At 44.4% G+C, this 26726-nt stretch carries 25 protein-coding genes and 3 pseudogenes; 13 read left to right on the top strand and 15 right to left on the bottom strand.

Going from position 1 to position 26726, the window contains the following annotated elements:
- Nucleotides 1–64: 64 nt before the first annotated feature.
- Nucleotides 65–418, bottom strand: a complete 354-nt coding sequence (locus tag R7040_RS02005; RefSeq protein ID WP_005377801.1) for an MmcQ/YjbR family DNA-binding protein — start codon at nt 416–418, stop codon at nt 65–67.
- A gap of 23 nt (nt 419–441) precedes the next feature.
- Nucleotides 442–924 carry a MarR family winged helix-turn-helix transcriptional regulator gene (locus R7040_RS02000; protein WP_053350391.1) on the bottom strand — a complete coding sequence of 161 codons (483 nt, stop codon included), beginning with the start codon at nt 922–924 and terminating at the stop codon, nt 442–444.
- Nucleotides 925–1034: 110 nt separating this feature from the next.
- Between R7040_RS02000 and R7040_RS01995 the strand changes: the two genes are divergently transcribed.
- Nucleotides 1035–1922, top strand: coding sequence for a DMT family transporter (locus tag R7040_RS01995; protein ID WP_064353868.1), 888 nt, complete (start codon nt 1035–1037; stop codon nt 1920–1922).
- Nucleotides 1923–2054: 132 nt separating this feature from the next.
- On the opposite strand, the gene R7040_RS01990 is transcribed toward R7040_RS01995, so the two are convergent.
- From R7040_RS01990 to R7040_RS01950, 9 genes are all read right to left on the bottom strand, one after another.
- A complete protein-coding gene (locus R7040_RS01990) occupies nt 2055–3377 on the bottom strand; it encodes an EAL domain-containing protein (RefSeq protein ID WP_081248155.1) in 1323 nt (440 codons plus the stop codon).
- A 519-nt stretch (nt 3378–3896) separates the two neighbouring features.
- Nucleotides 3897–5168, bottom strand: coding sequence for a 4-aminobutyrate--2-oxoglutarate transaminase (gene gabT, locus R7040_RS01985; RefSeq protein WP_318081188.1), 1272 nt, complete (start codon nt 5166–5168; stop codon nt 3897–3899).
- Nucleotides 5169–5182: 14 nt separating this feature from the next.
- Nucleotides 5183–6610 carry an NAD-dependent succinate-semialdehyde dehydrogenase gene (locus R7040_RS01980; RefSeq protein WP_064353865.1) on the bottom strand — a complete coding sequence of 476 codons (1428 nt, stop codon included), beginning with the start codon at nt 6608–6610 and terminating at the stop codon, nt 5183–5185.
- Between the two features lie 54 nt (nt 6611–6664).
- Nucleotides 6665–7747 carry an agmatine deiminase gene (gene aguA / locus R7040_RS01975; RefSeq protein ID WP_064353864.1) on the bottom strand — a complete coding sequence of 361 codons (1083 nt, stop codon included), beginning with the start codon at nt 7745–7747 and terminating at the stop codon, nt 6665–6667.
- A 12-nt stretch (nt 7748–7759) separates the two neighbouring features.
- Nucleotides 7760–8626 carry an N-carbamoylputrescine amidase gene (gene aguB / locus R7040_RS01970; protein WP_047100674.1) on the bottom strand — a complete coding sequence of 289 codons (867 nt, stop codon included), beginning with the start codon at nt 8624–8626 and terminating at the stop codon, nt 7760–7762.
- Nucleotides 8627–8643: 17 nt separating this feature from the next.
- Nucleotides 8644–9921, bottom strand: a complete 1278-nt coding sequence (locus R7040_RS01965) for an NAD(P)/FAD-dependent oxidoreductase (protein ID WP_053303134.1) — start codon at nt 9919–9921, stop codon at nt 8644–8646.
- Between the two features lie 37 nt (nt 9922–9958).
- The gene (locus R7040_RS01960; RefSeq protein ID WP_053306913.1) at nt 9959–11443 is read right to left on the bottom strand and encodes an aldehyde dehydrogenase; all 1485 of its coding nucleotides are present in this window, start codon (nt 11441–11443) and stop codon (nt 9959–9961) included.
- Nucleotides 11444–11478: 35 nt separating this feature from the next.
- The gene (puuR, locus tag R7040_RS01955) at nt 11479–12036 is read right to left on the bottom strand and encodes an HTH-type transcriptional regulator PuuR (RefSeq protein WP_005377813.1); all 558 of its coding nucleotides are present in this window, start codon (nt 12034–12036) and stop codon (nt 11479–11481) included.
- A gap of 18 nt (nt 12037–12054) precedes the next feature.
- The gene (locus R7040_RS01950; protein WP_005377814.1) at nt 12055–12801 is read right to left on the bottom strand and encodes a gamma-glutamyl-gamma-aminobutyrate hydrolase family protein; all 747 of its coding nucleotides are present in this window, start codon (nt 12799–12801) and stop codon (nt 12055–12057) included.
- A gap of 340 nt (nt 12802–13141) precedes the next feature.
- Between R7040_RS01950 and R7040_RS01945 the strand changes: the two genes are divergently transcribed.
- From R7040_RS01945 to istB, 10 genes and pseudogenes are all read left to right on the top strand, one after another.
- Nucleotides 13142–14485: a glutamine synthetase family protein gene (locus tag R7040_RS01945; protein WP_053306915.1), complete on the top strand. Its 1344-nt coding sequence runs from the start codon at nt 13142–13144 to the stop codon at nt 14483–14485.
- An 18-nt stretch (nt 14486–14503) separates the two neighbouring features.
- Entirely contained in the window at nt 14504–15979 is a 1476-nt protein-coding gene (locus tag R7040_RS01940) for a Na+/H+ antiporter NhaC family protein (RefSeq protein ID WP_318095321.1), read from the top strand.
- 249 nt (nt 15980–16228) lie between these two features.
- Nucleotides 16229–16912: a DUF4336 domain-containing protein gene (locus tag R7040_RS01935; RefSeq protein WP_054574095.1), complete on the top strand. Its 684-nt coding sequence runs from the start codon at nt 16229–16231 to the stop codon at nt 16910–16912.
- 416 nt (nt 16913–17328) lie between these two features.
- Nucleotides 17329–17796 (top strand): Sbal_3080 family lipoprotein, encoded by a 468-nt coding sequence (locus R7040_RS01930; RefSeq protein WP_005385757.1) that lies wholly within the window; start codon nt 17329–17331, stop codon nt 17794–17796.
- A gap of 64 nt (nt 17797–17860) precedes the next feature.
- Nucleotides 17861–18193, top strand: coding sequence for a YnfA family protein (locus R7040_RS01925; protein WP_005377819.1), 333 nt, complete (start codon nt 17861–17863; stop codon nt 18191–18193).
- Between the two features lie 141 nt (nt 18194–18334).
- Complete coding sequence (locus R7040_RS01920) at nt 18335–18739, top strand: DUF1801 domain-containing protein (RefSeq protein WP_031780989.1); 405 nt, start codon at nt 18335–18337, stop codon at nt 18737–18739.
- Nucleotides 18740–18892: 153 nt separating this feature from the next.
- Nucleotides 18893–19273 carry a hypothetical protein gene (locus R7040_RS01915; RefSeq protein ID WP_031780990.1) on the top strand — a complete coding sequence of 127 codons (381 nt, stop codon included), beginning with the start codon at nt 18893–18895 and terminating at the stop codon, nt 19271–19273.
- Between the two features lie 150 nt (nt 19274–19423).
- Nucleotides 19424–19627, top strand: a pseudogene (locus R7040_RS01910) (histone acetyltransferase); the annotation flags it as partial.
- Nucleotides 19628–19820: 193 nt separating this feature from the next.
- Nucleotides 19821–21337, top strand: a pseudogene (istA, locus tag R7040_RS01905) (IS21 family transposase).
- 10 nt (nt 21338–21347) lie between these two features.
- Nucleotides 21348–22088: pseudogene (gene istB / locus R7040_RS01900) on the top strand (IS21-like element helper ATPase IstB).
- A 356-nt stretch (nt 22089–22444) separates the two neighbouring features.
- On the opposite strand, the gene R7040_RS01895 reads toward istB, so the two are convergent.
- The 4 genes from R7040_RS01895 to R7040_RS01880 form a co-directional block, all read right to left on the bottom strand.
- Complete coding sequence (locus R7040_RS01895) at nt 22445–22870, bottom strand: hypothetical protein (RefSeq protein ID WP_064353871.1); 426 nt, start codon at nt 22868–22870, stop codon at nt 22445–22447.
- Between the two features lie 165 nt (nt 22871–23035).
- Nucleotides 23036–23329, bottom strand: coding sequence for a hypothetical protein (locus R7040_RS01890; protein WP_033905187.1), 294 nt, complete (start codon nt 23327–23329; stop codon nt 23036–23038).
- A gap of 184 nt (nt 23330–23513) precedes the next feature.
- The gene (locus R7040_RS01885; protein ID WP_033905186.1) at nt 23514–23747 is read right to left on the bottom strand and encodes a hypothetical protein; all 234 of its coding nucleotides are present in this window, start codon (nt 23745–23747) and stop codon (nt 23514–23516) included.
- A 1000-nt stretch (nt 23748–24747) separates the two neighbouring features.
- A complete protein-coding gene (locus R7040_RS01880; protein ID WP_318095320.1) occupies nt 24748–25017 on the bottom strand; it encodes a YegP family protein in 270 nt (89 codons plus the stop codon).
- Nucleotides 25018–25669: 652 nt separating this feature from the next.
- Here R7040_RS01880 and R7040_RS01875 point away from each other — a divergent pair.
- Both R7040_RS01875 and R7040_RS01870 read left to right on the top strand, forming a co-directional pair.
- Nucleotides 25670–25999 (top strand): AHH domain-containing protein, encoded by a 330-nt coding sequence (locus tag R7040_RS01875; protein WP_081248153.1) that lies wholly within the window; start codon nt 25670–25672, stop codon nt 25997–25999.
- Nucleotides 25999–26568 (top strand): hypothetical protein, encoded by a 570-nt coding sequence (locus tag R7040_RS01870; protein ID WP_064353863.1) that lies wholly within the window; start codon nt 25999–26001, stop codon nt 26566–26568. The genes R7040_RS01875 and R7040_RS01870 overlap by 1 nt, the downstream gene beginning before the upstream one ends.
- Nucleotides 26569–26726 lie beyond the last annotated feature (158 nt).

Raw genomic sequence — 26726 nt, 5'->3', positions numbered from 1 at the left:
CGAATTTTTCCGTAAAGGCTACGAGCAACGAGCGACAAAACAACAGAGGCCAGTGCGTTGCCGATTACTCACCAAGCAACGCTCGTTGTGCTTTCGGCAGCTTGGCAACGACAAGAGCATAAGAGCGTTCACACAAGTCTTGAATCAACCCATCCTCGACATCACCGTTAAAATAAACCGTTATCCAATGACGCTTATTTAAGTGATAACCCGGGATAATGTCCGTAAACTGCGACGTTAAGACTTCTCCATCTTCTGGTTTTACTTTTACGCTGACATACTCCCGACCGTTTCTCTCTGCAATGATGGCAAACATCTTGCCTTTGATTTTGTAAACAACCGCTTCAGGCCCAAATGGGAAATCGCTTTCTGCACACATGAAGGTACTTAAGTATTGTTCTAGTTCTTTGCTTTTCATATCCCCTACCTCCTTCTGCGTTCTCATTCAAATTGTGGCAATAGCAATTTTAACGCCTGGTTAACCTGCGCTTTTTCATTGCCTTCTAAACCATGCAATAACGATTGCTGAACGTCTACATGCTCCAAAATTAGCTTGTCAATTAAGGTTAAGCCTTGCTCTGTTAGTTCAACGGTGACGCTACGTCGGTCTTCTTTACTATGGGTTCTGGTAATAAACCCTTTCTTCTCTAGTTTATCTAAGCGATTAGTCATCGCACCCGAAGTGAGCATCATCGACTCTATTAACGCTGAGGGAGTAAGACAATATGGTGAACCAGCTCGACGCAGTGTCGCTAACACATCAAATTCACCCATTTTCAGATCGTACTTCTTATGTAGCTCGGCGACCCTAGATTCCATGTGTTTTGCAATTCGCATTAGTCGACCCATTATTGCCATCGGTTCAGTGTCGAGGTCTGGCTTCTCCCTAGCCCACTGCTCTACCACTCTATCAATTGCATCCATTATTTCTCTCCAAACATCATATGTTTTTTATTTTAACATAAAGATACTTTACAAAAAGCCACCTTGCCGATATCGTTACATTTAATTATCTCTACATAAAGATATTTAACATGAACATTTTACTTGCGATGATTCCTGCCTTTTTTTGGGGGACGACTTACGCTGTTACTCAGTTTACTCTACCGGACTGGCCTCCCGTTTTACTTGGCGCTCTAAGGGCACTGCCTGCGGGTCTTTTGTTGCTGGCAATAAAGCCCTCGTTTCCAAAAAGAAGTGAGTGGAAGGTGCTGCTTGTTTTAGGAACCATCAACATCGCTTGCTTCTTTGGTCTCATTTTTGTCATGGCGTTGACGCTTCCTTCTGCCATCTCTGGTGTTGGTATGGTTTCGGTCCCCGTTTTTGCGATGCTGTTTGGTTGGGCGGTCTACAAACGTCAGCCTAGTGGCATTCAAGCGATAAGCGGCGCAACTTTGATTGCTTTAGCTTGGTTCTTATTTGATCCTAGCTCTATTTCTCTCGAACCCGTGGGCTTACTTGCGATGATCTCCGCCATTATGTGCATCGTGATAGGAAGTAGCGTAACAAAGTCACTAGGTACAAAAATGCACTGGTGGACAGTGCTAACATGGCAGCTCATTTTGGGTGGCGTGATTATGTCTATCGCAACAAGTGTGCTGGCGATAAACAATCCAGAGCCATATGTTACAGTCGTTCAGGACGTATCCATGACGAATATTCTAGGGTTACTGTGGGTAATTATTCTGAACACCGCATTAGGGTATGGCATGTATGTATGGTTATTACAGCGGATGTCGGTCGTAGATTTTACCTTTGGTGGTATTGCAAACCCAGTCGCAGGCATTGTTTCGGGCCTACTGCTATTGGGGGAAACGTTCACTCCTCTGCAATACAGCTTAATGCTGGGAATGATCGTAATGTCATTACTACCTCAGCTCATTACGTCAATCAAAACGAAAAGAGCCGCACTCTCCTCCTAAGTAACGTTAATTCCTAACACTCTAGGAGTAATGAGAGTGTTAGGAATCCTCAAGTGTGAGCCTACCAGCAGAAATCAGCGCTAACCTAGGAAACTGGCACCTTTAAAGCGGGATGTTATGACGTTATGGCTATTAAGCGCTTGCAAGGTTAGTCAGGGGCTCTGGTTTAGCGTAAACATAACCTTGAATAAGGTAAATCGCATGCTGAGCCAGATATTCGACTTGAGCCTGGCTCTCTACACCTTCTGCAATCATCTCACATTCCGCTTTGTTCGCTGCAGACACAATTGAGTCCAGCACTTTCAATTTTTGGTCGTCAGATCCTATTGGATCAATAAACATCTTATCCACTTTTAAACATCGGATGCCCAAATCTTGTAGGTAAGAAAAGCCACCATATCCGGTACCAAAATCGTCAATTTTGAACTTGTAGCCTTTATTCGTTAAATACAAAATCTCTTTTTTCGCGGCCTCAGTGTCTTTTACTGGTATTCTCTCGGTCAACTCAAAATGAATTCTATTCGAGATTGGCCAATTTAACTCCGACAGCAACTTCGTTAATACGCCTGACTCTAAATGGGAGGAAACAATATTGATGCTGACCCACGTATGCTCGGGTAAGTCACTTAAGTCTTGTATGATTTTACGAATAAGCTGATTGGTCATCGGGATAATCAGGCCACTTTCTTCTGCAGCACCAATAAACATATTTGGTGGCACCATTCCATCACGCCGCGACCATCGAATCAGTGCTTCGTATCCTACTGTCTTACCATCGCGACTATCGACAATCGCCTGGTAGTAAGGAATAAATTCTGCATTACTAATCCCATTTTCAATTAGACCAGTAATGGATTTTCTCAAGCTTTTACCAGATATGTATGCAAAGGCAGTCGCAAGACCAGCAAGCACACTTACAAGACCGCCCCACAAAAGTACTCTTTCCTGAGCATAATTTTTAAGTTTCTCACCGCTGTATATCTTTATGAGCATGTTGGCTTGAGACTCTCCTGAAAAGAAAAACTCTTTTGAGAGTGCGTTTTCTTCTCCTGCAATATTCGCTTTGCCACGGCTTATCGTTAAATCACCAAATATTGGTTCATCATACTTAAACTCTACAAATAGGCAGTCTTTGCAAGGCGTTTTTATTACCTCGTTAACCCAACTGTTATCAAGCACCCAGAAGACTTCAACGTGTTCATTATCATAAATGACCATCCACTCTATTTGGTCATTCTGTTGCGGCAAAATAAGTGATGCGAAAAAGTTTTCATCTATCTGAAATCGTTCACTACTAGATGGGCGAGACACTTCACTACCAACCGTGGAACACTTTTTACCGCCTTCTGTGGTCATCGCAATAAAACGAATGTAACGGTTATAAAAACGTGGGTCGCGTAAAGTTCTTACATCACTATCACTACAAGTAAAATCTAACTGAGCAATCTGCTTCACTATTGCTCCGTCCAAATAGGCAGACCTTTGATTTAAATAATCTACGTAAGCATCTATTTTCGACGCTTTTACCGAGTTGACGTAAAAGTTGGTTATCGAATGAAAGGCCACTACAAATATGGCGATGGGAACTAAGCCGAGTAAAGTGGCATACCTTGTATTCTTTGTTATCAAAGTTCGTCCTGCTAATCTGTCAAGCAACCTAAGTGGGATATGAATACTATCTCATTTTTATAGTCCAAAAAGTGAGGAATGACGCTCAATAAAATGATAGGCTCAAGTGGCTTTCAGATGTCGGGATTTAGAATGTGAGCACCAAACCACATTCGAGGGGAACAGAGTAGCGAATAAGTGGAAAGTAAGAACGAGCCCAATTGTTAAGTCATCCGTAATAAAAGTGACGACTTGGAGCTTGAGCAATACTTTTTAGATAGGCAGCAGATACGCTAAAAAACAAAAAGGAAACGATTGATGCCAACCGCTTCCTTTATTTGTTATTGCTATTTAAAAGTGCGTGAATTACGCCACTTCAAGAATCACTTTTTCCAACTTATCTAGGCCTTCATTTAGCACGTCAGATTCGATGGTCAGTGGAGGTAACAGACGAATCACGTTCGCTTTTACTCCACAAGAAAGCAGGATAAGACCATTTTCTTGCGCTTTAGAAATCACCGATTTGGTCATCTCTTGTAGTGGTTTGCCTGATTCTGGATCAGTAAACTCAATCGCCATCATCGCACCTGTAGTACGGATTTCACCGATAGCAGGCACAGACTGTTGCAGTTTAGTCATACGAGCATTGACCACTTCACCGATGCCCATCGCTTTAGCACACAAATCTTCTTCTTCGATGATTTTCAGCACTTCAAGACCAGCAACACAACCAAGTGGCGAGCCTGCATAAGTACCACCTAAACCTCCAGGCAGTGCAGAGTCCATCACATCCGCTTTCCCAACTACCGCTGAGATTGGGAAGCCACCAGCAATGCCTTTCGCCATTGTCATTAGGTCTGGTTCAATGCCTAGGTATTCTGTGGCAAACATTTTACCGGTACGAGCAAAACCCGTTTGGATTTCATCGGCAATCAGCATGATACCGTGCTTATCACACAGCTGACGCAAGCCTTGTGCAAACGTTTCAGGTGCTTTGTAGAAGCCGCCCTCACCTTGCACTGGCTCGAAGATGATCGCCGCAACGCGTGAAGGTTCGATATCGCAAGCAAATAGGTCGTCGATCGCTTGTAAGCTTTGCTCAACGCTGATGCCGTGGAACGCATTTGGGTATGGCGCGTGGTAGATTTCATTCGGGAAAGGACCAAAGCCTGCTTTATATGGCGCAACTTTACCGGTTAACCCCATCGTCATATTTGTGCGACCGTGAAAGCCGCCTTTGAACGCTATCACGCCGCTACGACCAGTATGAGCGCGCGCTACTTTCACTGCGTTTTCGACCGCCTCGGCGCCAGTGGTTAGAAAGATCGCTTTCTTCTTAGTCTCTCCTGGTGCAAGTTCTGTCAGCTTTTCTGCCAGCTCAACGAATGACGCATACGGGGTAACCATCGCACACGTGTGCGAGAAGTTATCCAACTGAGCTTTTACCGCTTCACTGATACGTTTGTGAGAATGCCCGGTGTTAGTTACCGCGATGCCCGCTGCAAAGTCGATGTATTTGTTGCCTTCGATATCCCATACGTAAGCGTTTTCTGCTTTCTCGACGTAAAGTGGGTACAGTGCGCCCATGCCTTGAGCGATAACTTGGCTTCTTCTTGCGTGTAGTTGTTGGTTTGTCATTGTCTTGTCCTTAATTAGTTGCCGCCAAAGCAGAGATATTTCACGTCCATGTATTCATCGATACCTTGTTTTGCTCCTTCGCGTCCGATGCCGGACTGCTTAACGCCACCGAAAGGAGCGACTTCAGTAGAAATCATGCCTTCGTTAATGCCGACCATGCCGTATTCGAGCGCTTCTGCGATTTTCCAAACACGGTGGATGTTTTGGCTGTAGAAGTACGACGCAAGACCGTAAATGGTGTCGTTCGCCATTTCGGTCAGCTGTGCGTCACTGTCAAAACGAATCACTGGCGCGACAGGGCCAAAGATTTCCTCAGAGACAATCTTCATGTCGTGAGTAACGTCTTTGAGAACCACTGGCTGCATAAATAGACCATCGAGCTTTTTAAGTTCTGAAACTGGCTTCGCGCCTTGCTCAATAGCACCGTCGATAAGCGCTTGAATGCCTTGCTTTGCCGATTCGCTGATCACAGGACCGATGTTCACGCCCTCTTCTAAGCCGTTACCGACTTTGAGTTGTTGAACCGCAGCGTCGAACTTAACAATGAACTCGTCATACACTTTGCTGTGTACGTAGAAACGGTTCGCACACACACACGTTTGACCTGCGTTACGGAATTTCGACGCCATCGCGCCCGCTACGGCTGCATCAATATCCGCATCATCGAATACGATAAATGGCGCGTTGCCACCTAACTCCATTGAGGTACGTTTTATGTCAGCCGCGCTTTGCTGCATCAGCACACTACCAACTTGGGTAGAGCCAGTGAAAGACAACTTACGAATCAACGGATGCGAAGTGAAAATAGCGCCTACCTGACGTGAATTTTCACCCAGAACCACTTGCAGCACATCGCGTGGGATGCCTGCTTGGTAGGCGAGCTCTGCAACCGCAAACGCAGACAGCGGCGTAGATTCAGATGGTTTTACGACAAAGCTACAGCCTGCCGCTAAAGCTGGCGCTGCTTTGCGCGTGATCATCGCGATTGGGAAGTTCCAAGGCGTAATCGCACAGGCAACTCCAATTGGCTGTTTGATGGTCACCAAACGCTTGTCTGCACTTGGCGCAGGAATCGTCTCACCGTAGGTACGTTTCGCTTCTTCAGCAAACCATTCGATAAAGCTCGCGCCGTAAAGAACTTCACCTTGAGCTTCAGCCAGCGGCTTACCTTGCTCTAACGTCATTAAGCGGCCAAGGTCGGCTTTGTTTTCTAACAGAAGTTGGAACCAACGATTGAGCATGCCAGCGCGAGTTTTTGCTGGCAGTGCCGCCCACTCTTTCTGCGCCACACTGGCACGTTCAATGCCATTTAAAATGTCGTTTTCGGTTGAGACTGGTGCGTACCCGAGGAGTTCTCCGGTCGCCGGATTAGTCACTGCAATGCCCTGTTGTGGATTCGCTACCATAAACGAAACAAGGCTTTGGTTTTGTATCTGTTGCATGGTCATTCCTTTTGACAACTCATCATCGCCGCTAAGCCAGCGGCGAGTTTATGTTTAAGCAGGGATCTGCTGCGTAATACAGTGAATGTTCCCTCCGCCGAGTAGAACCTCTCTCGACGGTATCGCGATGATTTGGTATTCCGGCATCGCGTTTTGCAAAATATCGATCGCCATAGCGTCGGTCTCTTCGTCCAGCATCGGCAAGAACACATGCTCGTTGACGATAAGAAAGTTCGCATAAGAGGCACTTAGGCGTTCGCCAGCTTGTCGACTCATTCCTGAACTGGCGTCAATGCCATTGGCTTCGCGCTCGCTGTAATGCAACGGACCCGGTAATGGCAAACGGACAATTTCAATCTCGCGTCCTTTCGCATCTTGCTGCGATTTCAGTACTTGTTCCGCTTGACGAGATAACGCGTATTGCGGATCGCTTGGGTCATCGGTCCAACTTAGTACCACTTTACCCGGTGCGATAACGTGCATCAGGTTGTCGATATGGCCGTCTGTTTCGTCATTGAATAAACCATTTGGCAACCAAATGACTTTTTCGATACCGAGGTACGCCTTTAACTGCTCTTCGATTTGCGCTTTGCTCAACTGCGGATTACGTCCTGGGCTGAGTAAGCACTCTTCTGTGGTGTAAAGCGTGCCTTCACCATCGGTGTGAATCGCCCCACCTTCAAGTACAAACGGAGCGCGGTAATGATCAATACCGATGATGTCGCACACCGAACCAGCGACAAGATCGTCCTGCTGCCAGTTGTCGTAAAGGCCGTTGTATTCGCCGCCCCACGCGTTGAATTGCCAACTAATCCCACGGCGCTCGCCCGCTTGGTTAACAAGCACGGTCGGCCCGATGTCTCGCATCCACGCATCGTTAAATGGGATTTCCACCAAACGTACATCTGAGTGAAGCATTTGACGCGCTCGGTCAAAGTTGTGCGAGCACACCGCCACACACACTTTGGTCACTTCCGCGATTAAGTTCGCGATTCTGGCGAAGGTTTCTTGCGCGGGTAATGCGTCATCACGCCAATTGTCTTTCCTTTCTGGCCACGCTAGCCAAACTTCACTAACCGGCTGAAACTCAGCCGGAAAATAGAAGCCATCTTGCGCTGGTGTTGTCGATAACTTCATTTTAACGCCTCTTTAAACGGCTAGTTTGCCAACGCTGGTGTAAAGGTCTGGACGACGGTCGCGGAACAAGCCCCACGCGTGACGCGCTTTCGCTGTCGTAGCTAGGTCGATTTCTGCGTAAATGATGGTTTCACCTTGACGCGGTGCTTCGGCAATTTTTGCACCAGTGTGGTCAGTGATAAAAGAAGAGCCGTAGAACGTCGTCTCGATACCATCATCGACTTCAGTGCCCACTCGGTTTGACGCAATCACTGGAACGAGGTTTGCTGCCGAGTGACCTTGCATTGTACGTTGCCAGTGGTCACGTGAATCCAGTGTCGGATCTTGAGGCTCAGAACCGATTGCAGTTGGGTAAAAAATCGCTTCCGCGCCGTGCAGAGCCAAGCTGCGCGCAAGCTCTGGGAACCATTGGTCCCAACAAATGCCAGCACCGAACTTACCGAACTTGGTTTGCCACACTTTGAAACCGGTATCGCCAGGGCTAAAATAGTACTTTTCGCTGTAGCCCGGGCCATCAGGAATGTGTGACTTGCGGTAGTTATCTAGTACCGTACCATCGGCATCAATCATCACTAGCGAGTTAAAAAACGTGTTGCCCGCTTTTTCAAAGTAACTGACTGGAATAACGACGCCGAGCTCTTTAGCCAACGCACTCATCTCTTTAATAAGACGACAATTCTCCGTTTCTTCTGCAAGCTCGAAATACTTTGCTTCCTGTTTTTTGCAGAAGTAAGGCGCAGCGAACAGCTCTTGCGGAAGAATCACGTTCGCACCGTTTTGTGCTGCTTCACGAATCGCCTTTTTTGCTTTGGCTAGGTTATCTTCCAGATCCCAGCTTTTCGTCAGTTGAAGGGCTGCAAATTTCACCACTTTGCTCATTGGATATTCCTTATCTCTTAAATCGCCAGTTTGTCACGTAGGTTGTAGTAAGCCGCGCCCATTGCCGTAAACGGAATTTGGAAGTGGCGGCCACCCGGGAAGGAGTAATGTTTCAGTGCAGCAAACGCGTCGAAACGTTCAGCGTGTCCAGTCAAGGTTTCAGCCAGCAACTTGCCTGCTAGGTGAGTACACGTTACACCGTGACCGCTGTAGCCTTGTAGGTAGTAAATGTTGTCTGCAAACGAGCCAAATTGCGGCATGCGTGAGTAAGTCAGCAAGAAGTTACCCGTCCAGGTGTAATCAATCTTGATGCCTTTCAATTGTGGGAAAACTTTTTCCATCTTCGGACGGATCAGTGATTCGATGTTTTCTGGGTCACGTGCACCGTAAACTACGCCACCTCCGAACAACAAACGCTTGTCGGCAGTTAAGCGGAAGTAGTCAAGCAAGTAGTTACAGTCTTCAACACAGTAGTCACTGGTCAGCACTTGTTTGAGCTGCTCATCACTCAAAGGCTGAGTCGCCACCACTTGTGTGCCGCACGGGATCGCTTTGTTGCTGATGTTTGGTGCCAAACCACCAAGGTAGGCGTTACCTGCCAGTACCACGTACTTGCTCTTCACGCTGCCTTGCGCCGTTTTGACTACTGGGTTAATCCCTTTGTCAATCGACACGACCGCCGACTGCTCAAAGATTTGACCACCTAGAGAAATGAACGCAGCGGCTTCACCTAATGCCAGTTTCAGCGGATGAATATGACCACCGCGCATATCCAGCAAACCGCCAGTGTACACTTTCGTCCCTACCGCTTGTTCTACCTCTCCTGCGTCAAGCAGAGTCAGTTGGTCGTTGCCGTAACGCTCCCAGTTCTTCTTATGTTCTTCTAGCCCTTTGAGTTGTTTACTGTTCAGTGCCGTGAACAAGCCACCTTGCTTGTAATCACAGTTGATATCATATTTGTCGATCAGACCACGGATGATATCGCCGCCTTCAAAAATCATATCGCACAGAGCTTTAGCTTGGTTTTGGTCGTAACGGCTTTCAATCACGTCAACATCTCGGCTGTAGCTATTAACGATTTGGCCACCGTTACGACCAGTTGCCCCAAAGCCCACTTTTGCGCTTTCTAGCACAACGACTTTAAAACCTTTTTCTGCAAGGTGTAGTGCAGAAGAAAGACCAGAAAATCCCGCACCGACTACACACACATCGCACTCGATGTCGTTTTGCAACTGTGGGTATTCCGGCATGTTTGGCACAGAGTGCGCGTAGAACGAATCCGTATGCTTGTTCATAGAACTATTCCTTTATTTATCGTAATCGTCAGCAGGCTTAAGGATGGAGGCGAATCCAAGTGGTTTTGGTTTCGGTGAATTTTTCAATCGCGTGGAGAGACTTGTCTCGACCGTTTCCGCTCATTTTGAATCCACCAAATGGAACCGTCATGTCACCTTCGTTATAGTTGTTGACCCAAACCGAGCCAGCTTGCAGTCGTTTTGCTACGCGATGAACGCGGTTGATATTGCTACTCCAGAGTGCCGCGCCTAAGCCGTACTTCGAATCGTTAGCGATCTCAATTGCTTGCGCTTCGTCTTTGAATGGAATGACACACAGCACCGGACCAAAAATTTCCTCTTGAGCGACACGCATCTTGTTGTCGACGTTGTCTAAAATGGTTGGGGAAACAAATGCGCCCTGCCCATCGACATCGCCGCCACAACGTACGTTTGCACCTTCTGATTCACCTAACGAGATGTATTCCAACACTTTTGATTTATGATCTTGGTCAATGAGCGCACCCATTGATGAACTTGGGTCCATTGGGTCTTTTGGCGTGAACGCTTTCGACGCTTGAATAACTTTTTCTATAAACTGCTCTTTGATGCTTTCGTGAACAAGCAGGCGGGTTGCCGCGACGCACACCTCACCTTGGTTGTAGAAACACCCTGCGGCGGTGTCTGCTGCTGCGCGGTCTAAATCATCACAATCTTCAAACACGATGTTCGCGTTCTTGCCGCCCGCTTCTGCAAACACACGCTTTAGGTTGCTCTCACCCGATCTGACCATCAGTTGACCTGCAATGCGCGTCGAGCCTGTGAAGGCGATGCAGTCTACGTCTTGGTGTTTCGCCAACGCGTCGCCAGCTTCATGACCAAAACCCGTAACGACTTGGAAAACGCCTGTTGGTAATCCCGCTTGAGAAGCAAGTTGACCTAGAAATATCGCGGTGAGAGAAGATTTTTCTGACGGTTTTAGAATCACGCTGTTACCAGCGGCTAAAGCAGGACCAAGCTTCCAGCACGCAAGCCAAAGGGGAAAGTTCCACGGTACAACCGCAGCAACCACACCAATTGATTGATGAGAAATAAAAGCGTGTACATCTTTTTCGGTTGGGGCAACTTCGCCGTACACTTTGTCGATCGCTTCTGCGTACCAGCGTAAAGAGTTTGCTGCGCCAGGAATATCGGTTGAGAAGCTGTGAGAGATAGGTTTACCAGTATCAAGCGTTTCTAGCAGAGCCAATTCTTCTTGGTTTTGATCAATCAAGTCAGCAAACTGTTTAAGCACTGCTTTGCGATGAGCTGGGCTGCTCTCGCTCCACTGACCGGATTGAAATGCTTGGCGAGCGTATGAAACCGCGAGATCAACATCTTCATTTTGGCAACGGGCGATTTCGGTGAATATCTCATCTGTTGCTGGGTTAACTACCGGGATGGTTTGCCCTGTTAAAGCGGCACTGTATTCACCGTTAATGTACGCCCTGTTTTCGATGTTTAGATTGTTTTTTAGTTCAATCCATTGCTCTTGGGTTTTCATACGCTCTCCTTGTGATCACACAAGGCAAGCCCCCACTAAAATGTGGTTGGCGTATGCGCACTTATCATTCGACAAGCCTTGTCTGTGTGATTTGTAAATCGATGGGGCTTCGTCGTATCAATAATGTACGACTCGCCCGCTGTTATGACATGAGATTGCCCTTTATATTCCAGAGTGATTTCACCCTCTAATACGGTGCCAATCTCTTCGCCTTCGTGTTTGATTTCTGCCGCACCAGTGGTTCCATAAGGTGCGTATTCCTCGATCAAGAATCCGATAACTTGATCTTTGTCGCCATTCGTTACCAGTTTCATGGACACCGTCTCGCTCCCGATTTCCACAAGATCTGACGGCTTGATGACTACTTTCACTTCATCGTTCGAAGGTTGTTCAAAAGTGAAAAACTCTGATAACGATAAAGAAAATACATTAACGATTTTTTGTAGTGAGCTGACCGACGGGCTCACTTTGCCATTTTCAATGGATGAGATTGCACTGTGGGTAATACCAGCGCGCTCGGCTAGTTCCCTTTGTGACAATCCATGTTTTTTTCGTAACTGAACAATATTTTTACCAATCTCTTGATTGTCCATTCATACAGCTCCAAACGTTTAACGAGAGGTAGCCATCATAAATTCATTGAACAAAATTTGAGAGAAATGATTGGTTTTTGCTTCCCATTCTGGGTGCCACTGCACGCCAACGAAAAATTTTTGATTAGGAAGACTAAATGCTTCTACCAAGCCATCCGGGGCTTTAGCTTCTACTTGTAATAGAGGAGCAAGCTGATCGACGCCTTGGTTGTGTAGTGTGTTCACTTCAAAGAAGGTGGTATTTTCCCAATGATTTTGCACCAGCCATTGTTCAAATAAGCTCTGCTTTTGAACTAGTACAGCGTGTGCTGGCGCGTATTTTTGTTCGAAATCTTCAACAGGCGCTTCACGATGGTCATTGAAGCCGGAGTCATGAACGGCTGGGTTTAACGAGCCACCAAGTGCGACATTCATCTCTTGAAAGCCGCGGCAAATACCAAGGCACGGAATGTTTTGGTCAACCGCATGACGAATTAACGTGAATGAGAGCTCATCACGAGCTTCATCTTTGTAGCTCTCTTCGTGCGTTGCATTGTATCGATGTGGCGCAACGTTAGAGTGGCTGCCAGGAAAAAGAAAACCATCACATATGTCTAGGATGGTGGTTACGTCATCGCCCGACATGTCGGGAGCCAACATAATCGGTAGTCCTCCAAAATCCTTTATGGCGCGAAGGTAAAAGTCGTTGACCGCTTGTATCTGATAGCCACCCAACTCTTTAGCGCAGCTAACCACACCAATGATGGGTTTGTGTGTATCTGCCATGATATGTCCGTGTTCGATTTATTTAACACAAACCCTACAAACCATGTACAAAATTATCAACACAGATGACCATTATTATCGTCACAACGTGATCTGACGCACTTTTTAGGCTTCAAAACTGAATATTTATGCTCATTATATTGAACAAAACAAAACCAACTGTTACAAAATAGTTAACAGAAAGACATAAAAACCAGCCGTTAAACATCAAAAACACAGTGTAAGTGCATGTTTAAATTAAAAATAACCTAAAAAACAAACAACTCGCTCAGAGTACTGTAATTTATTTGTTAATTTGGTTATTTCTAATTTCTACTCGTCAGGCTATTTGGAGAAGAAAATGGAATCGTATCTACAGGAAGTAAAAAATTTTAAACAAAAATGGCCCGATATTGAATTTATCGATCTCATCTTTACCGATATAAATGCCACCCCAAGAGGAAAACGCATCCCGATAGATGCTCTAGAAAAACTGAATAAAGGTGTTGCCCTCCCCCTTTCGACCATCACCCTAGATACCAAAGGTAACGTCGTTGAAACAGCCGGGTTGGGAGAAGATCTCGGAGAACCAGATAATCTCTGCTATCCAATCAGCGGCACCTTAATGCCGACGGCAAAAGAACAAGTTGGTCAGCTACTGCTTAGTATGATGGATGAAACCGGGCAGCACCCTAACCCACTGTTCATCCGAAACATTCTCGCTTCTATATTGCAAACACTGCATGCTAAAGACCAATATCCTTGCGTCGCGCTCGAGCTGGAGTTCTATTTAATAGACAAAACCCGCGGCGAAAATGGCGAACCATTAACGGCAATTAACCCCACGAAAAAAACTCGAGAAAAAGATACCGAGGTTTACGACCTTGATGGACTAGATGACTACGCTGATTTCTTGGCCGACCTTAATCGAATTGCATTAGAACAAGGTTTAAACACTTCCGGAGCCCTATCTGAATCGGCACCAGGGCAGTTCGAAATCAACTTCAACCATTCTAAAGATGTGCTTCGAGCATGTGATGAAATCATCATCGCAAAACGCTTGATTCGCCAGGTCGCTCATCAGCACGGATTTGACGCCACATTTATGGCGAAACCTTTTAGTGAGCAAGCGGGTAATGGCATGCACATTCACCTCAGCTTGGTTGATACAGATGGTAACAACCACTTTAGCCAACCAGACGGTCAAGCGAGCGCCTTCTTCTATCAAACCATGGCAGCGATGCTGTCACAAACATCCGATGCCATGGCCCTAATCTGTCCTAACGTTAACTCTTACCGTCGCTTTGTTCCTGGCGCTTACGTCCCAACCAAAGCCGATTGGGGAGAAAACCACCGCGGTGTTGCGTTGCGTGTGCCTATCAGCGATAGCAAAAATCGCCGTATAGAGCATCGTATAGCAGGCGCTGACGTTAACCCATACATTCTCGCTGCAGTAGTACTTTCCGCAGTATTAGCGAGTGAAAGCTACACCAAAGATCAATGTCCACCGACTCTCAGTGATGATGCAATTGAGTTACCTCTGCGTATGTCAGAAGCTCTAGAGCGACTGGAGCACAGTGAGCTGGCTCAATACATCTCAAGAGATTTTATCGATTTGTATCTAGCTTGCAAACAGAGTGAACTCGCAGAATTTGAGCGAGCGATTACTCCATTGGAAATCGACTGGATGTTGCACTCGGCATAAACAAAGGAAATGAACTTTATGACTACGCAGACCAAGGCGCTGGATGCGCCTCTTAAAATCAACTCTCAACACATTATTGTTTCTTTAATCTCGGTTGCGACGTTTGTCTTTTTTACCACAATCGGTTTGAACCATGAGGAAGGCGAAGCCTACGGATGGATGAGTCTTTTACCAACGGCGTTGGTATTGGTCTTTGCGCTGACAACACACCGAACTGTGGAAGCCCTCTTTAGCGGCGCTATTGCCGGTGTTCTTCTGCTTAACCCAACTGAAGCGGTGGAACAGATTGTTGATATTTCCATGAGTGTAATGATGGATGAAACTATTGCTTGGATCATCCTCGTTTGTGGTTTGATGGGCGGCCTAATTGCTATTTTGGAGAAAGGCGGCAGTATCTTAAGCTTCTCCGACATGCTGGTCACGAAAGTAAAAAGCCGTAAGCAATCGATGCTGATGACCTTTGCTTTAGGTATTCTGATCTTTATCGACGATTATTTGAATGCGATTGCAATTTCTTCCTCAATGAAAAAAGTTACGGACGGCTACCAAATCTCGCGTGAAAAGCTCTCATATCTTGTGGATTCAACCGCCGCGCCTATCTGTATCCTCGTACCGATTTCCACTTGGGCAATTTTCTTCAGTTCGTTGCTAGAAGCAAACGGAGTAGCAGAAGCGGGAGATGGTATCAAAGCATACATTGAAGCTATTCCATACATGGCTTACGGCTGGGTAACGCTGGTGATTGTTTTGCTGGTTGCAATGGAAAAGATCCCAGATCTAGGTGCGATGAAAAAGGCAGAAAAGCGTGCGAAGAATGGTCAAGTTCGTCCAGACGGTGCAACAGATGTCGACTTTGGTCCCGATGTATCTGCACATACCAACCCAACCATGGGCCTTGTCAACTTCTTGTTACCAATGATCGTACTTGTTTCCGCAAGTTGGTATTTTGGTATCGATCTACTTGCTGGTGTTTTCGTCGCGTTAATCTTTACTATTAGCTTTTACGGCGCACAAAAACTGATCTCGATGAACGACATGTTCGAAGCTGTTTATGATGGCATTAAGGTTATGCTACTGCCGCTTGCGACCGTTATTGGTGGTTTCATGTTGAAATCGGTCAACGACTCATTGGGCGTCACGCAGTATGTCATTGAGACCGTCAGCCCTTACCTGTCAGCGTCTTACTTCCCGGCGATTATCTTTATGATTACGGGCGCGTTGGTATTTGCAACGGCATCGTCTTGGGGAACGTTTGCAGTAGCGATGCCAATTGTTCTACCTTTGGGCGAACAGCTTGGTGTGCCTCTACACTTAACCGTTGCAGCGCTGCTTTCAGCATCAGCGGCAGGGAGCCACTCTTGTTTCTTTAGTGACTCAACCGTGTTATCTGCACAAGGTTCGGGCTGTACAGCAATGCAACACGCAACCACACAGTTTCCTTATGCGTTGATTGGTATTGTTGCAACCGCGATTTTCTTCTTCATCATCGGTTAGCCCCTTTATCTAATTGCAAAACCCTGCTCAAAAATAGCGGGGTTTTGTTCTATCAAGTCAAATGATCCTCTTAAAACTACTTTACGTTCGTTCAGTATAAAAATACTCAAAGATGTACAGCTGCACTCAATAAGGGTTTGGTAAACCTAATATTTTTGGTTTACGCTTAGCGAAGCGTTTATTGTGCAACAAGGCAGCTTTTGAGTAACTTAAATGCCGCCTTAATACAGTGTTAACGGTTGGAGAGACATGAAAAAGTTAGCCCAAGAGATATGGATATTTGACGGAGATCCCGTCCAATTCTTAGGACTCCCATACACCACTCGTATGACTATTGTTAGGCTTTCTGATGGTGGCCTTTGGGTTCATAGTCCAATTAAGTTATCAAATTCGATTAGAGAGCAAATCAACAATCTAGGCCAAGTGAAATACTTAATCGCTCCTAATCATTTACACCACTTGTTCTTATCTGAATGGGTATTTGCCTATCCTAGCGCAGAAGTTTATGGCACAGATGAAGTCATCAAGAAGTGCCGTGATATACACTTTCACGCTTCACTTAACCAAGGCGGTAATGCTTGGAACTCTGAGGTTGAACAAGAACTATTTTCTGGCTCTCCATTAATGGAAGAGTGTGTGTTTTATCATCGACTTTCAAAGACCTTAATTGTTACTGACCTCGTCGAGAATTTTTCTGGCCAGGACTTTAACTACTGGCAGCGGTTTGTGGCTAAAGGGGCCGGTATTCTTGCTCCGAATGGAAAAATGCCTTTGGATTGGCGCCTAAGTTTTATGTTTAGCAAACAAGAGGCTCGAAAACACTTAAATAAACTGCTGTCTTGGAAACCTAATATATTGGTTATGGCTCACGGTGAAATCGTCCTTGATAATGCAGACAAGTTCTTACAGCGCTCTTTTAAGTGGCTAGTATGAGACAACATTGAAAACTCACACAACAGAATAGACAAGAAGCTATTTTAAAACATTAGGCCCTTTTAGCTTAGTCTTAGGGGGCAATTTACAGAACTACACGTTATGTTTAACGATAAGCTCCCCTATTCCTCTTAATTGAGCATTATGCAGCAATTTAAAATTCCGTTAGAATTGCACTTCAAAAACTTCAATGCGAAGAATTCTGAACATTGATACGGACATAAGTTCAAGAGTTAACATAACGCTATAGCAATCTCTTACTAATTATTTTGCTTCGAGACATTGGCATACTCCCGAAACAAACCCTTCGACTCTAAAGGTTTTGTTAATAACTGTTGCCATGCTTGTTAGTTATTCTCGTTGAACTCAGTATCTTGAAGTTGTTTGAATATATAAATTTAAAAAAGAGACATAAGATGCACAAAAAACTCATCATTCTAAGCTTGCCTATTCTATTAGCCGCATGTGCGGCACCAAAGTATACGGTAGAAACAATCTCGAAAGAAAATCAGAGCAAGGAAATCACCATCGTAAAAGACAACGCCACGCGAGATGTTTTCTTAGATTCGATGCAAGACTGGTGTTTGGATACCGCCCATAAATGCACAGTCGTAAGCGACGGCACTCCTCCTGTTAGCTCTGAGCTGACACTTACTTACGTATCACGCTGGAGCTGGGATTTTAGAACATTTATCGCTGATGCTCAGATCAAAGCCTACAAAAATAACGAAAAAGTAGGACAAGTTGAATTTAAAGCACCAAACAGCGCGAATCCAGATAAATGGGGTAAAGACAACAAACGAATCATTTCGATGATGGATTTGTTATTCGGTAAACAAACCGTGAGTGAGGCTCAATCCAAGATTAAGCTGGGCGAAATGTAATGAGCCGAGCAATTGCCCATTTAACCAGCATCATATATTTGTAGATAAAGATAGGAATGTTTAAGTGACTGAAGTCAAAACCATTGGGCTTTTCTTTATAACCGCCATTGCAGAAATATTAGGCTGCTACTTACCTTATCTCTGGTTAAAGGAAGATAAGTCAGTTTGGCTTTTGGTACCGGCAGCGCTATGCCTTGCTATGTTTGCTTGGCTTCTATCTTTACATCCTACCGCTACTGGCAGAGTTTATGCTGCTTACGGTGGTGTCTATATTTTTGTCGCAATTCTATGGTTGTGGTGTATCGACGGCGTTCGACCAACGCTCTGGGACATAGTGGGGGTTTCTGTCGCTATGCTTGGCATGTCAATCATCATGTTTTCACCCAGAGCATCCTAAACGTAACCGAGGGAAACCCTTACGCTTAGTATTTTGGCTATGTGCTAGATTTATTGATTAATAACATTATGACGTAATTGCTACATAGCCAAAGTACGCTTGGGCTTCACCCCAAAACAGCGCTATTTATAGGAGATACCAATGAACCATGCAGTGAAGGCAAGATTTGATGAGTATCCAAAACATGTGCGTATTCGGATAGAAGAGCTACGAAATATCGTCTTAACTATCGCTTCTGAATTAAAACTGGGGGAAGTTGAAGAATCTCTAAAATGGGGAGAGCCAAGCTACAGTGTGAAAACAGGTAGCCCGGTAAGGATGGATTGGAAACAGAAAACGCCTAGTCGTTATTATCTGTTCTTTAATTGCCAAACTAAGCTCGTCGACACATTCCGCGAACTGTATAGTGACTCACTTGAGTTTCAGGGTAATCGAGCAATAATTCTATCTTTATCAGCTCCTTTGCCAGAAGCTTCAATCAAGAGCTGTTTAGAATTAGCATTAACCTATCAAAAGCGAAAGAACTTACCTCTTTTAGGTATGTAAGATCGCTTAATAAAACTATTTACGGCCGATTAACCATATTCAACTACTCTACCTTTGTATCCTTTTTAATGCTTACGCAGTAAAGTTTTAGATTAAGTGGTCACCTTAATAGCGCCGTAACCAAACTAGTAATATCGAAATAAAGAAGAGTTTATGAAATCAAAAATCTTGTTCTTACTTATGCTTGGAGCTCATTTCAATGCTTTTTCAGCGACGAACTATCAAGTAAATGTGGTAGTAACAGAGCCTCAATCAACATTCATTTTTCCGACTTTTGAAATATCCTCTAAAGGAAAAAGCAAAACCAGTTTTGTCGACGGCTGCACGTACTTAGGAACCCTTTCAGAACCGAGCAAAAATAGCATACAGCTTGAAGCTACCATGTCATGCAACCGAGATGGCGCTACGTCAAGGATGGAAATGCCGGTATTTGTACTCAACTCCGAGGGTCAAAGCGCGAGTTATGATCTTGTAGAAAACGGGGTCGTGATGTGGAAATATTCTGTAGAAGTTAAGCCGTCACTTAAAAAGTGATATATCAGAAATACTAAAGTAACAATCAGCACTATTAACCGCCGTTTAAGTGTAATAGGTATATTCTTTACGACTTAATGACGTTACTTGTTGCCGCAAGTCTCCAACTCATGTACAAAACAGCCCTAATTTTAATAGGAGATAAGTGGCATGAATTTAATTGTACGTCAGGTAACTTTAGGTGATGCTGAAGGCATTACAAACGTCCTCAACCCCATCATTATTGAAGGTTTATACACTGTATTAGATACGCCTTTCACACCTGAAGAAGAAAAAGAGTTCATTACTCATTTCCCAGAACGGGGCGTGTTTACAGTCGCTTTATCCGAAAATAGCTCACAAGTTGCATATTTCGGAACATTCCGATCAGTCATTTCGGGATTATCCGATCACTTTTAACCTAACTCCGAAATTGGTGATCGGAATAGCGAAAACCGCGATCGGAAAGCCCGAATTCCTACCTTTCCTCTTTTAGAACAATAGCTCGCTATTCTTTACTTCTTAAACAAGTAAGTAAGGAAGCGACAATGGCAAAAAGAGGAATCCAATGAACAAAATAAGAGAGGTATTACGCCTTAAGTACGACTGCAGTCTTTCAAATCGCAGCATCGCTTCTTGCCTTAAACTCGGCCCTTCCACCATATCGGAACTCCTTACTCGCTTTAAACAAAGCCAACTTGGTTGGCCTCTACCTGAAAGTTGTAGCGATGCTGATCTCACTCAAGCTCTGTATCACGGCAACAAAGCCAGTCGCGATAAAGTCATGCCAGACTCCATTCAATACGCAGTCGAACTCAGACGTAAAGGTATGACGAAGATGTTGTTGTGGCAGGAACATCATGAGCAATATCAAGAGCAAGCTTACGCTTACACTCAGTTCTGCGAGCACTTCACTCGTTGGTTCAAAACCCAAAAGCGCAGCATGCGTCAGCTCCATGTGGCAGGTGACAAGCTGTTTATCGATTACTGTGGGCTTCGGCTTCAGGTAGTCAATCCTGACACAGGCGAAGTACGAGAAGCAGAAGTGTTCGTGGCGACCTTGGGCGCGTCCAATTACACCTATGTTGAAGCCTTCTCAAGCCAAGGTAAGTCATACAGGTTAGAGGCGCGCCAATGCGTTAGAGCACCTCGGCGGCGTACCACAACACTTGGTTCCCGATAATCTGCGTAGCGCGGTCACCAAAGCTAACCAATATGAGCCAAGGCTTAACGAGAGTTATCAGAAACTGGCGAATCACTATCAAACTGCCGTAATGCCAGCTCGTCCCTGCAAACCAAAAGGCAAAGCGAAGGCCGAGAATGCCGAACTCTTAGTAGAGCGCTGGATCATGGTGCGGCTACGACACAAACCTTCCATACCTTCAAGGAACTGAATCTCGCCATCCGTCAGCTTATGAACGACTTAAACCAACGTGAGATGAAACAGTATGGTGCAAGTCGTAAAGCGTTGTTCGACAAACTCGATAAGCCTCCGTTCCCCCCCCCCCCCCACAAAAAATACAGCGTTACCTGTATACCTAAACCAAACGAGCCAAAGTCGGGCCTGATTATCACATCGAATATCGCCGCCACCACTACTCGTGCCACATCAACTTGTAGGTCACCATGTCGAACTGGAAGCCTACAACCGTCTCGTGCAGATCTACCATCAAGGTAACTTGGTCGCCCAGCATCCACTCAGCCAAAGAGAGCGCGGAAACAGCACCCAACCAGAGCACATGCCGAGTAATCATCAACATCAGAAGTGGTCGCTTGGACGCCTGCTCAACTAAGGGAGCCAATATCGGCCCAGCTATGCGAGAAGCCGTTAATAAGATGCTCAACTCCAAGCCTCATCCAGAGCAGTCGTATCGCTCCTGCCTTGAGCTGCTCAATCTGAACAAAGCGCATGGCGAATCGCGCTTAAAGCAAGCCTGTAACGATGCGCTGATGCTGACAAAACCGAACTACACCTTCATCAGCAATCTACTGAAAAATAATCGAGAAGGGCAACTAAGCAAAGACAAGGCGAGCACGCCGAACCTAGTTCATAGCAATGTCCGTGGCCCGAACTGTTATCACTAGGAGAAAAGACATGAACTCACTGAACGACCAAACCAAAACTCTCCGCCTGAGCCATGCTGTAAAATCGTTAGAGCAGTAACAGGAACAACTAAGCACCTACGCAGAGTTGGACTTCGAGGAAAGAATAAGCCTGCTTCTGGAAAGTGAAATCTTGAATCGTACTCAGACCAAAATCCAACGTCTAAAGCGACAAGCCAAGCTGAGAGTAGATGCGAAGCCAAGCCAACTCATCTACAAAGAAGGACGAAATCTCAATCGTCAACAGATAAGCGAACTTATGACGGGTAGTTATCTTTACAAGCATCAGAACATCTTGATCACAGGCCCAACAGGCGCAGGCAAAACCTATCTTGGCTGCGCACTGGCAACCAGTGCCTTCGACCAACAACAAACCGTCAGGTACTACCGATTAATTCGCTTGCTTGATGCTCTGACCGCAGAACGTCTAGATGGCAGCTATCAAAAACAACTCCAATCGAAGGCTAAGAAAGCCTTACTGATCCTTGACGACCGGGGGATGGAAAAACTGACTCAAGAGCATGCAGGCCATCTTCTGGAAGTATTCGAAGATCATTACCAAAACAGCAGCACAATCGTCATTATTCAGTTACCTGTAAAAGAGTGGTACAACATGATCGGCAACGCAACCGTCGCAGACGCTCTCATGGATCGGCTGGTACATAATAGTCATCGAACAGAACTAGGAGGTGAGTCGATGAGAAAACTGGCGCAATCCGATCACTTAGAGTAAAAATAGGAAGAGAGAAAAACGGCAGGATCAGGTGATCGGAATAAAACGAAACAAGCGATCGCAATCACCGAAATACGCAAAACACTCGCAAATTTAGAATTTTGGCATGAAGGCTTGGAGTCCATTACCTAATGATTTAGCAAAACTAAGAGGAACTAATGCATATAAAACAAAGCGATAAGCTACAGAGAAGGAGCCTTTGACGCAAGGAATTAGAAGCAAAATTCACCCTGCGTATAACGCCGCATTAAGTGGTGAGCAACTCACCGCCTAACCCGAAATATAGTGCCATAAACACCGCACTAAAACTTTGAACTGAAACTGCCGAGCGTTGGGAATCCCTCTTAAATGCTTTGTTAGCTTTCGTACTCTACGACGTCAGCATTTTTTAGTTGATATTTTTGTAACAAAACCAGTGCCCTTTCAGAAACTAAGAGTAGCCCAGTATCTGTCACGCTAAAATCGTCTTTATCTATGGTTCCAGAGACTTGGAACCACGAAAAACGAGGTAATGTACACTCTGGATACAGTTCTTCAAATATGTCAGAAATAGATATTTCAGCCACTTCCAGATTGTATCCTGACAACTGCGATGAGCGTAAGGCCATGGCTAAACGCTCAGAGACTAAAAAGCATGGAAATGAAGTCAATAAATCATCACCTAACCAACCATCAAACTGAAAATGTAGCTTTTCTATTGTCGGTGGATGCAAATCGAAATTTGCCAGCGTATTTTCACCCAAGCTTCCAGGAACTTCTGGTTCGATCAAATATTGGTTCATTTCATTCTCCCAAAGAAAGCTAACGCCCTGTGAAGGTGTGAGCAACGCAATACGAAAGCCGCCGCACACCACTCTAATCCCTAAAACCAACGCATAATGAAAATGCCACGCGTTGCGAATCCCTCTTGAATAGTTTGTTATTGCACTGAGCTAACGGCTACGCTGTCAGCGCCCATTTGATAGCCAAAATTCATACCGTTCTTTTGCCCTTTCAGATACACGCAACACTGTGCCCTCAATCCACTTAGGAGCATGTCTTCGATTCAAAATGGAAATATTTAGCTTATCCCCAGATTCTGATGTGCAATCATCGCAACCTAATCCATATTGATTGCGTAACCATCTTTTACCTTGAAAATAATAAGAGCGACCGTTTCGAGTCAGTTTGACGATATCAATCAAAACAGTACCACTTTCCAACTCAATATATGCTAACAGCTCTCTTTGTTTATGCTTCATTTTTTCCTCTGGGCAATAATGCCTTGCTAAGGGGTGAGCAACGCAATACCGAAGCCGCCGCATACCACCTTAAACACTAAAACCAACGCATAGTGAAAATGCAGCGCGTTGCGAATCCGTCTTAAAGCGTTTGTTAGCATTCAGCACCAAGTTATACTATAAATTTTCTACGTTATATAGGTAGCTAACCTTCTACTGTCTTTTTACCGCACTTTTCACAAACTAGGTGGCGTTCAAACTCATCCATAGAGGCAACAAATGCTCCAAGAGCCCAGCCTTTAATCGCGCCTGCTATAAATTCCTTAAATTTCTGATTTTTGGCACCTTTAAAAGCACTCGGCTTTCTGACCAAGACAACTACGTGATGAGTATCCGTACCGCAATCTGAACAGTAACGAACTTCTGTTTTGTGAGACATTCTTTTTCTCCATGAATGCTAACGCCTTGCTAAAGTGTGAGTAACGCAATAATAAGCTACCGCACAGCGCCTTAATCACCATAAGCCACCGTAAAGTAAAAATGCCACACGTTACGAATCACTCTTAAGCAATTTGTTCGTACATGCGCCACTTCTATTTATACGCTCAAAAATATTGAAAAGTGGCATAATATGAAAGAATTTGAACACTGAAGTGAGACGGGCAGCTACAAAACTTCAACTCGATTAATGGACGAGAGTTGACTAGAAGAAAAATGCACTGAACTGCCCTACTTTCACTGGCTTCAAATTAGAAAAGGATTCATTCATCGCACTTTTATGGCAACACCCGAAAAACGACAAGATTAACTTAGGAAGTACAGCGAAAACGAAGAAGCTCCAAAGAAGTAGGCTAATAGTTAGAAACCGTAAACGATGAAATCGAAGCGAACAATCCATATATAGTGCCACCGGAAAGAACATGAAAGACACAAACTGAAAGGTGTAAAAACGAGCGCCAACACAGATAAATACCAAAACTTATGACCTTCGACGCCAAACCCGCACTAATGCCGCATTAAGGTGTGAGCAACGTCACCACCACACTAACTTATACGCCTTAAATACAAAACCCAACGATGACATAAAAATGCCACGCGTTGGAAATCACTCTTAAATACCTTGTTAGTTTTTTGTTTCTAGAGTGTGCTTATTTTCCAAGTCGTCTAACCTGTTTTTAAGTTTCTCTAACTTTCGAGAATAAATAAAGAAACCGATTTGAGAACATACTACGGCCACATAGAACAGGTTATCTCTATGTTGAGCTGGAGCATCATTCCACAACCATATAGCGAAGACAGTGACAAGCACATAAGAAATAATATTTGAAATCATTGATGAAGCCCCGAAACTAATCGCACACTTCGATTTTCTAACTCTGTATTTACTTTTTTTAATTCAGACTTATTAAACGCAACAGCTCCCAAAATGACAAACATAGCTAAACCACCTCTACCAAGTTTACCTCTAGCTTTAGATTCCTTGGATAGTTACCAGCTTTTAGGTTGAACATGTATTTGCCAGCCGCTGTTTCTTTCCTTTCATATTTTGAATCGTCAGGCGCCTTCTTTTTCACTGAGTCAATGCCATTCTCACAACTTGGTTTTGTTGTGTAGCTCTCACTAGCTAAGATATTTTGTCCATTTCCTGCTTTTAAACGAAAGCGATATTCTCCCGCTGTATCTTTATAAAGTTCAAATTTTCCAGACATAGACGCCCCACAATATTATTGACAAATCAAACATTAAAGATATATGCATGTCAGATCATACAAAATATAATCAATTTTTCAAAATTTTCAATTATGTTGAATAAGTAATACACACTAGCTTCTGTAGGTGTGTTCTCAAAGAACTTAATGCACTCACAAGTAGCTGCCATCTATAGAGTTATAAACAACCAAGGACATTTTTGAGAGCTAATTACAATATCAACTAATTAGCGTTGAAGCTATCTGTAGTTGTGCATATGATAGACGCACAATCGGAAATGGAGATTATGTTGTGCAACCTAGAGGCAAATCACTTTCTGTACCACTACGTCCCAAAATCCAATGGCACTTGAACTAGCTGTACACCGATATGAGGTTTCAACTATTAAACTTTATAATCAAACTTGGATGAGACAACCCTAAATCTTTCAAAGCTTCTCAAGAAGATTTGAAACACCTCAAAACCTTGAGACGTAGCTTAAATGCACGGTATCATTACAAAATAACTTACAGAATATCAAGAGCGAAGCGCAGTGACTTCGCCAGACGATTTAATGGATGAACCTCATCACCTTACCCGTGTTTTGGCAAGATACCTACCCAGTATCGGTGACACCAAGCAAACTAAACGACATGAAGCCACCATATTATTATGGGAACTGGGCATTTCCGAAAAATGGAAATGATCTTTGTAACACGCAACCTTCATACGCTTGGTCTTGGAATCAATGACCCATCCAATGGTGTTTGGTTACCTAGAAATGTGAAAAACAAAGGATATTGGAGTTCTCCAGATGCTGAAGCATATAAGAAAGTTCATCGCTATGACTATGAAGCATGGGTAGTTACAAATTTAAGCAATAACTCTCTTAAAAAAGATGTGTTCATTAACCGTCTTCGTAATATCAAAATTAAATTAAAAACTTCTACTTACCCCGAAGGTATGATTTCTAGCAAAAACCCGAACTGGAATGATGAATAATGAACGTCTACCAATTGAAAGAGGCGCCGCATGATTACAAGGCTTTGCAATTAGGTCCAACGGAACTCTTCGGTGCCATAGGCAAACAACATCTAATGACCATACACCGCCAGCGCTCTCAGAACACGTCATTACTAGATATTTGGAAAAATGTATCCGCCTCATTCGATGACGTTTTAGGAACTAACGCTGACATCCCTGATGTGTCGCTGTGGTCTATGACATACCTAGTACTGTCCCATCGTGCTTACGAAATATTAAAACCCACCTTAGAAAATGAAGGTGAGTTTCTATTGGTAACTGTCGGAGAGGAACAAGTTTATGTCTTTAACTGCCTCTCCTTTGGCCAAGAAGACGAATCTGTTTGCGTGAAGAAATATCTTGATGGCATCGAAGATGGTTACGAAATACTTTATTTCGAAGAATCGGATATCGAGAAGCGATATCTATTTAAATCACGACTTGAAGGTTGTCAAAGACTGTATGCCACTGAATCTTTTAAACACTTATGTGACCACTATGACTTGCGTGGGCTTCGGTTTGAAGAAGAGCTGCTAAGAGTGTTTTAGCCAACTTAAATTTCAAGTAGCAGCTATGAAATGTATTAAATTATTCAAGAGTAACAATGAGGAAACCGTGATTGGATAAAATAGAATGAACAAACGAGTACATTGCACTAGTTAGCGAACAATTTAAACTGTGGGCTAACTTCCTCAATACAGGTTCG

This window comes from Vibrio sp. 1069 (genome assembly GCF_033340555.1).
This window is presented reverse-complemented; position numbering and strand designations above follow the sequence as displayed.

What these genes read in the sequence shown, in the direction of transcription:
- R7040_RS02005 (WP_005377801.1), bottom strand. Translation starts at nt 418, where the DNA reads ATGAAAAGCAAAGAACTAGAACAATACTTAAGTACCTTCATGTGTGCA.
- R7040_RS02000 (WP_053350391.1), bottom strand. Translation starts at nt 924, where the DNA reads ATGGATGCAATTGATAGAGTGGTAGAGCAGTGGGCTAGGGAGAAGCCA.
- R7040_RS01995 (WP_064353868.1), top strand. Translation starts at nt 1,035, where the DNA reads ATGAACATTTTACTTGCGATGATTCCTGCCTTTTTTTGGGGGACGACT.
- gabT (WP_318081188.1), bottom strand. Translation starts at nt 5,168, where the DNA reads ATGACAAACCAACAACTACACGCAAGAAGAAGCCAAGTTATCGCTCAA.
- R7040_RS01980 (WP_064353865.1), bottom strand. Translation starts at nt 6,610, where the DNA reads ATGCAACAGATACAAAACCAAAGCCTTGTTTCGTTTATGGTAGCGAAT.
- aguA (WP_064353864.1), bottom strand. Translation starts at nt 7,747, where the DNA reads ATGAAGTTATCGACAACACCAGCGCAAGATGGCTTCTATTTTCCGGCT.
- aguB (WP_047100674.1), bottom strand. Translation starts at nt 8,626, where the DNA reads ATGAGCAAAGTGGTGAAATTTGCAGCCCTTCAACTGACGAAAAGCTGG.
- R7040_RS01965 (WP_053303134.1), bottom strand. Translation starts at nt 9,921, where the DNA reads ATGAACAAGCATACGGATTCGTTCTACGCGCACTCTGTGCCAAACATG.
- R7040_RS01960 (WP_053306913.1), bottom strand. Translation starts at nt 11,443, where the DNA reads ATGAAAACCCAAGAGCAATGGATTGAACTAAAAAACAATCTAAACATC.
- puuR (WP_005377813.1), bottom strand. Translation starts at nt 12,036, where the DNA reads ATGGACAATCAAGAGATTGGTAAAAATATTGTTCAGTTACGAAAAAAA.
- R7040_RS01950 (WP_005377814.1), bottom strand. Translation starts at nt 12,801, where the DNA reads ATGGCAGATACACACAAACCCATCATTGGTGTGGTTAGCTGCGCTAAA.
- R7040_RS01945 (WP_053306915.1), top strand. Translation starts at nt 13,142, where the DNA reads ATGGAATCGTATCTACAGGAAGTAAAAAATTTTAAACAAAAATGGCCC.
- R7040_RS01940 (WP_318095321.1), top strand. Translation starts at nt 14,504, where the DNA reads ATGACTACGCAGACCAAGGCGCTGGATGCGCCTCTTAAAATCAACTCT.
- R7040_RS01935 (WP_054574095.1), top strand. Translation starts at nt 16,229, where the DNA reads ATGAAAAAGTTAGCCCAAGAGATATGGATATTTGACGGAGATCCCGTC.
- R7040_RS01930 (WP_005385757.1), top strand. Translation starts at nt 17,329, where the DNA reads ATGCACAAAAAACTCATCATTCTAAGCTTGCCTATTCTATTAGCCGCA.
- R7040_RS01920 (WP_031780989.1), top strand. Translation starts at nt 18,335, where the DNA reads ATGAACCATGCAGTGAAGGCAAGATTTGATGAGTATCCAAAACATGTG.
- R7040_RS01915 (WP_031780990.1), top strand. Translation starts at nt 18,893, where the DNA reads ATGAAATCAAAAATCTTGTTCTTACTTATGCTTGGAGCTCATTTCAAT.
- R7040_RS01895 (WP_064353871.1), bottom strand. Translation starts at nt 22,870, where the DNA reads ATGAACCAATATTTGATCGAACCAGAAGTTCCTGGAAGCTTGGGTGAA.
- R7040_RS01890 (WP_033905187.1), bottom strand. Translation starts at nt 23,329, where the DNA reads ATGAAGCATAAACAAAGAGAGCTGTTAGCATATATTGAGTTGGAAAGT.
- R7040_RS01885 (WP_033905186.1), bottom strand. Translation starts at nt 23,747, where the DNA reads ATGTCTCACAAAACAGAAGTTCGTTACTGTTCAGATTGCGGTACGGAT.
- R7040_RS01880 (WP_318095320.1), bottom strand. Translation starts at nt 25,017, where the DNA reads ATGTCTGGAAAATTTGAACTTTATAAAGATACAGCGGGAGAATATCGC.
- R7040_RS01875 (WP_081248153.1), top strand. Translation starts at nt 25,670, where the DNA reads ATGGGAACTGGGCATTTCCGAAAAATGGAAATGATCTTTGTAACACGC.
- R7040_RS01870 (WP_064353863.1), top strand. Translation starts at nt 25,999, where the DNA reads ATGAACGTCTACCAATTGAAAGAGGCGCCGCATGATTACAAGGCTTTG.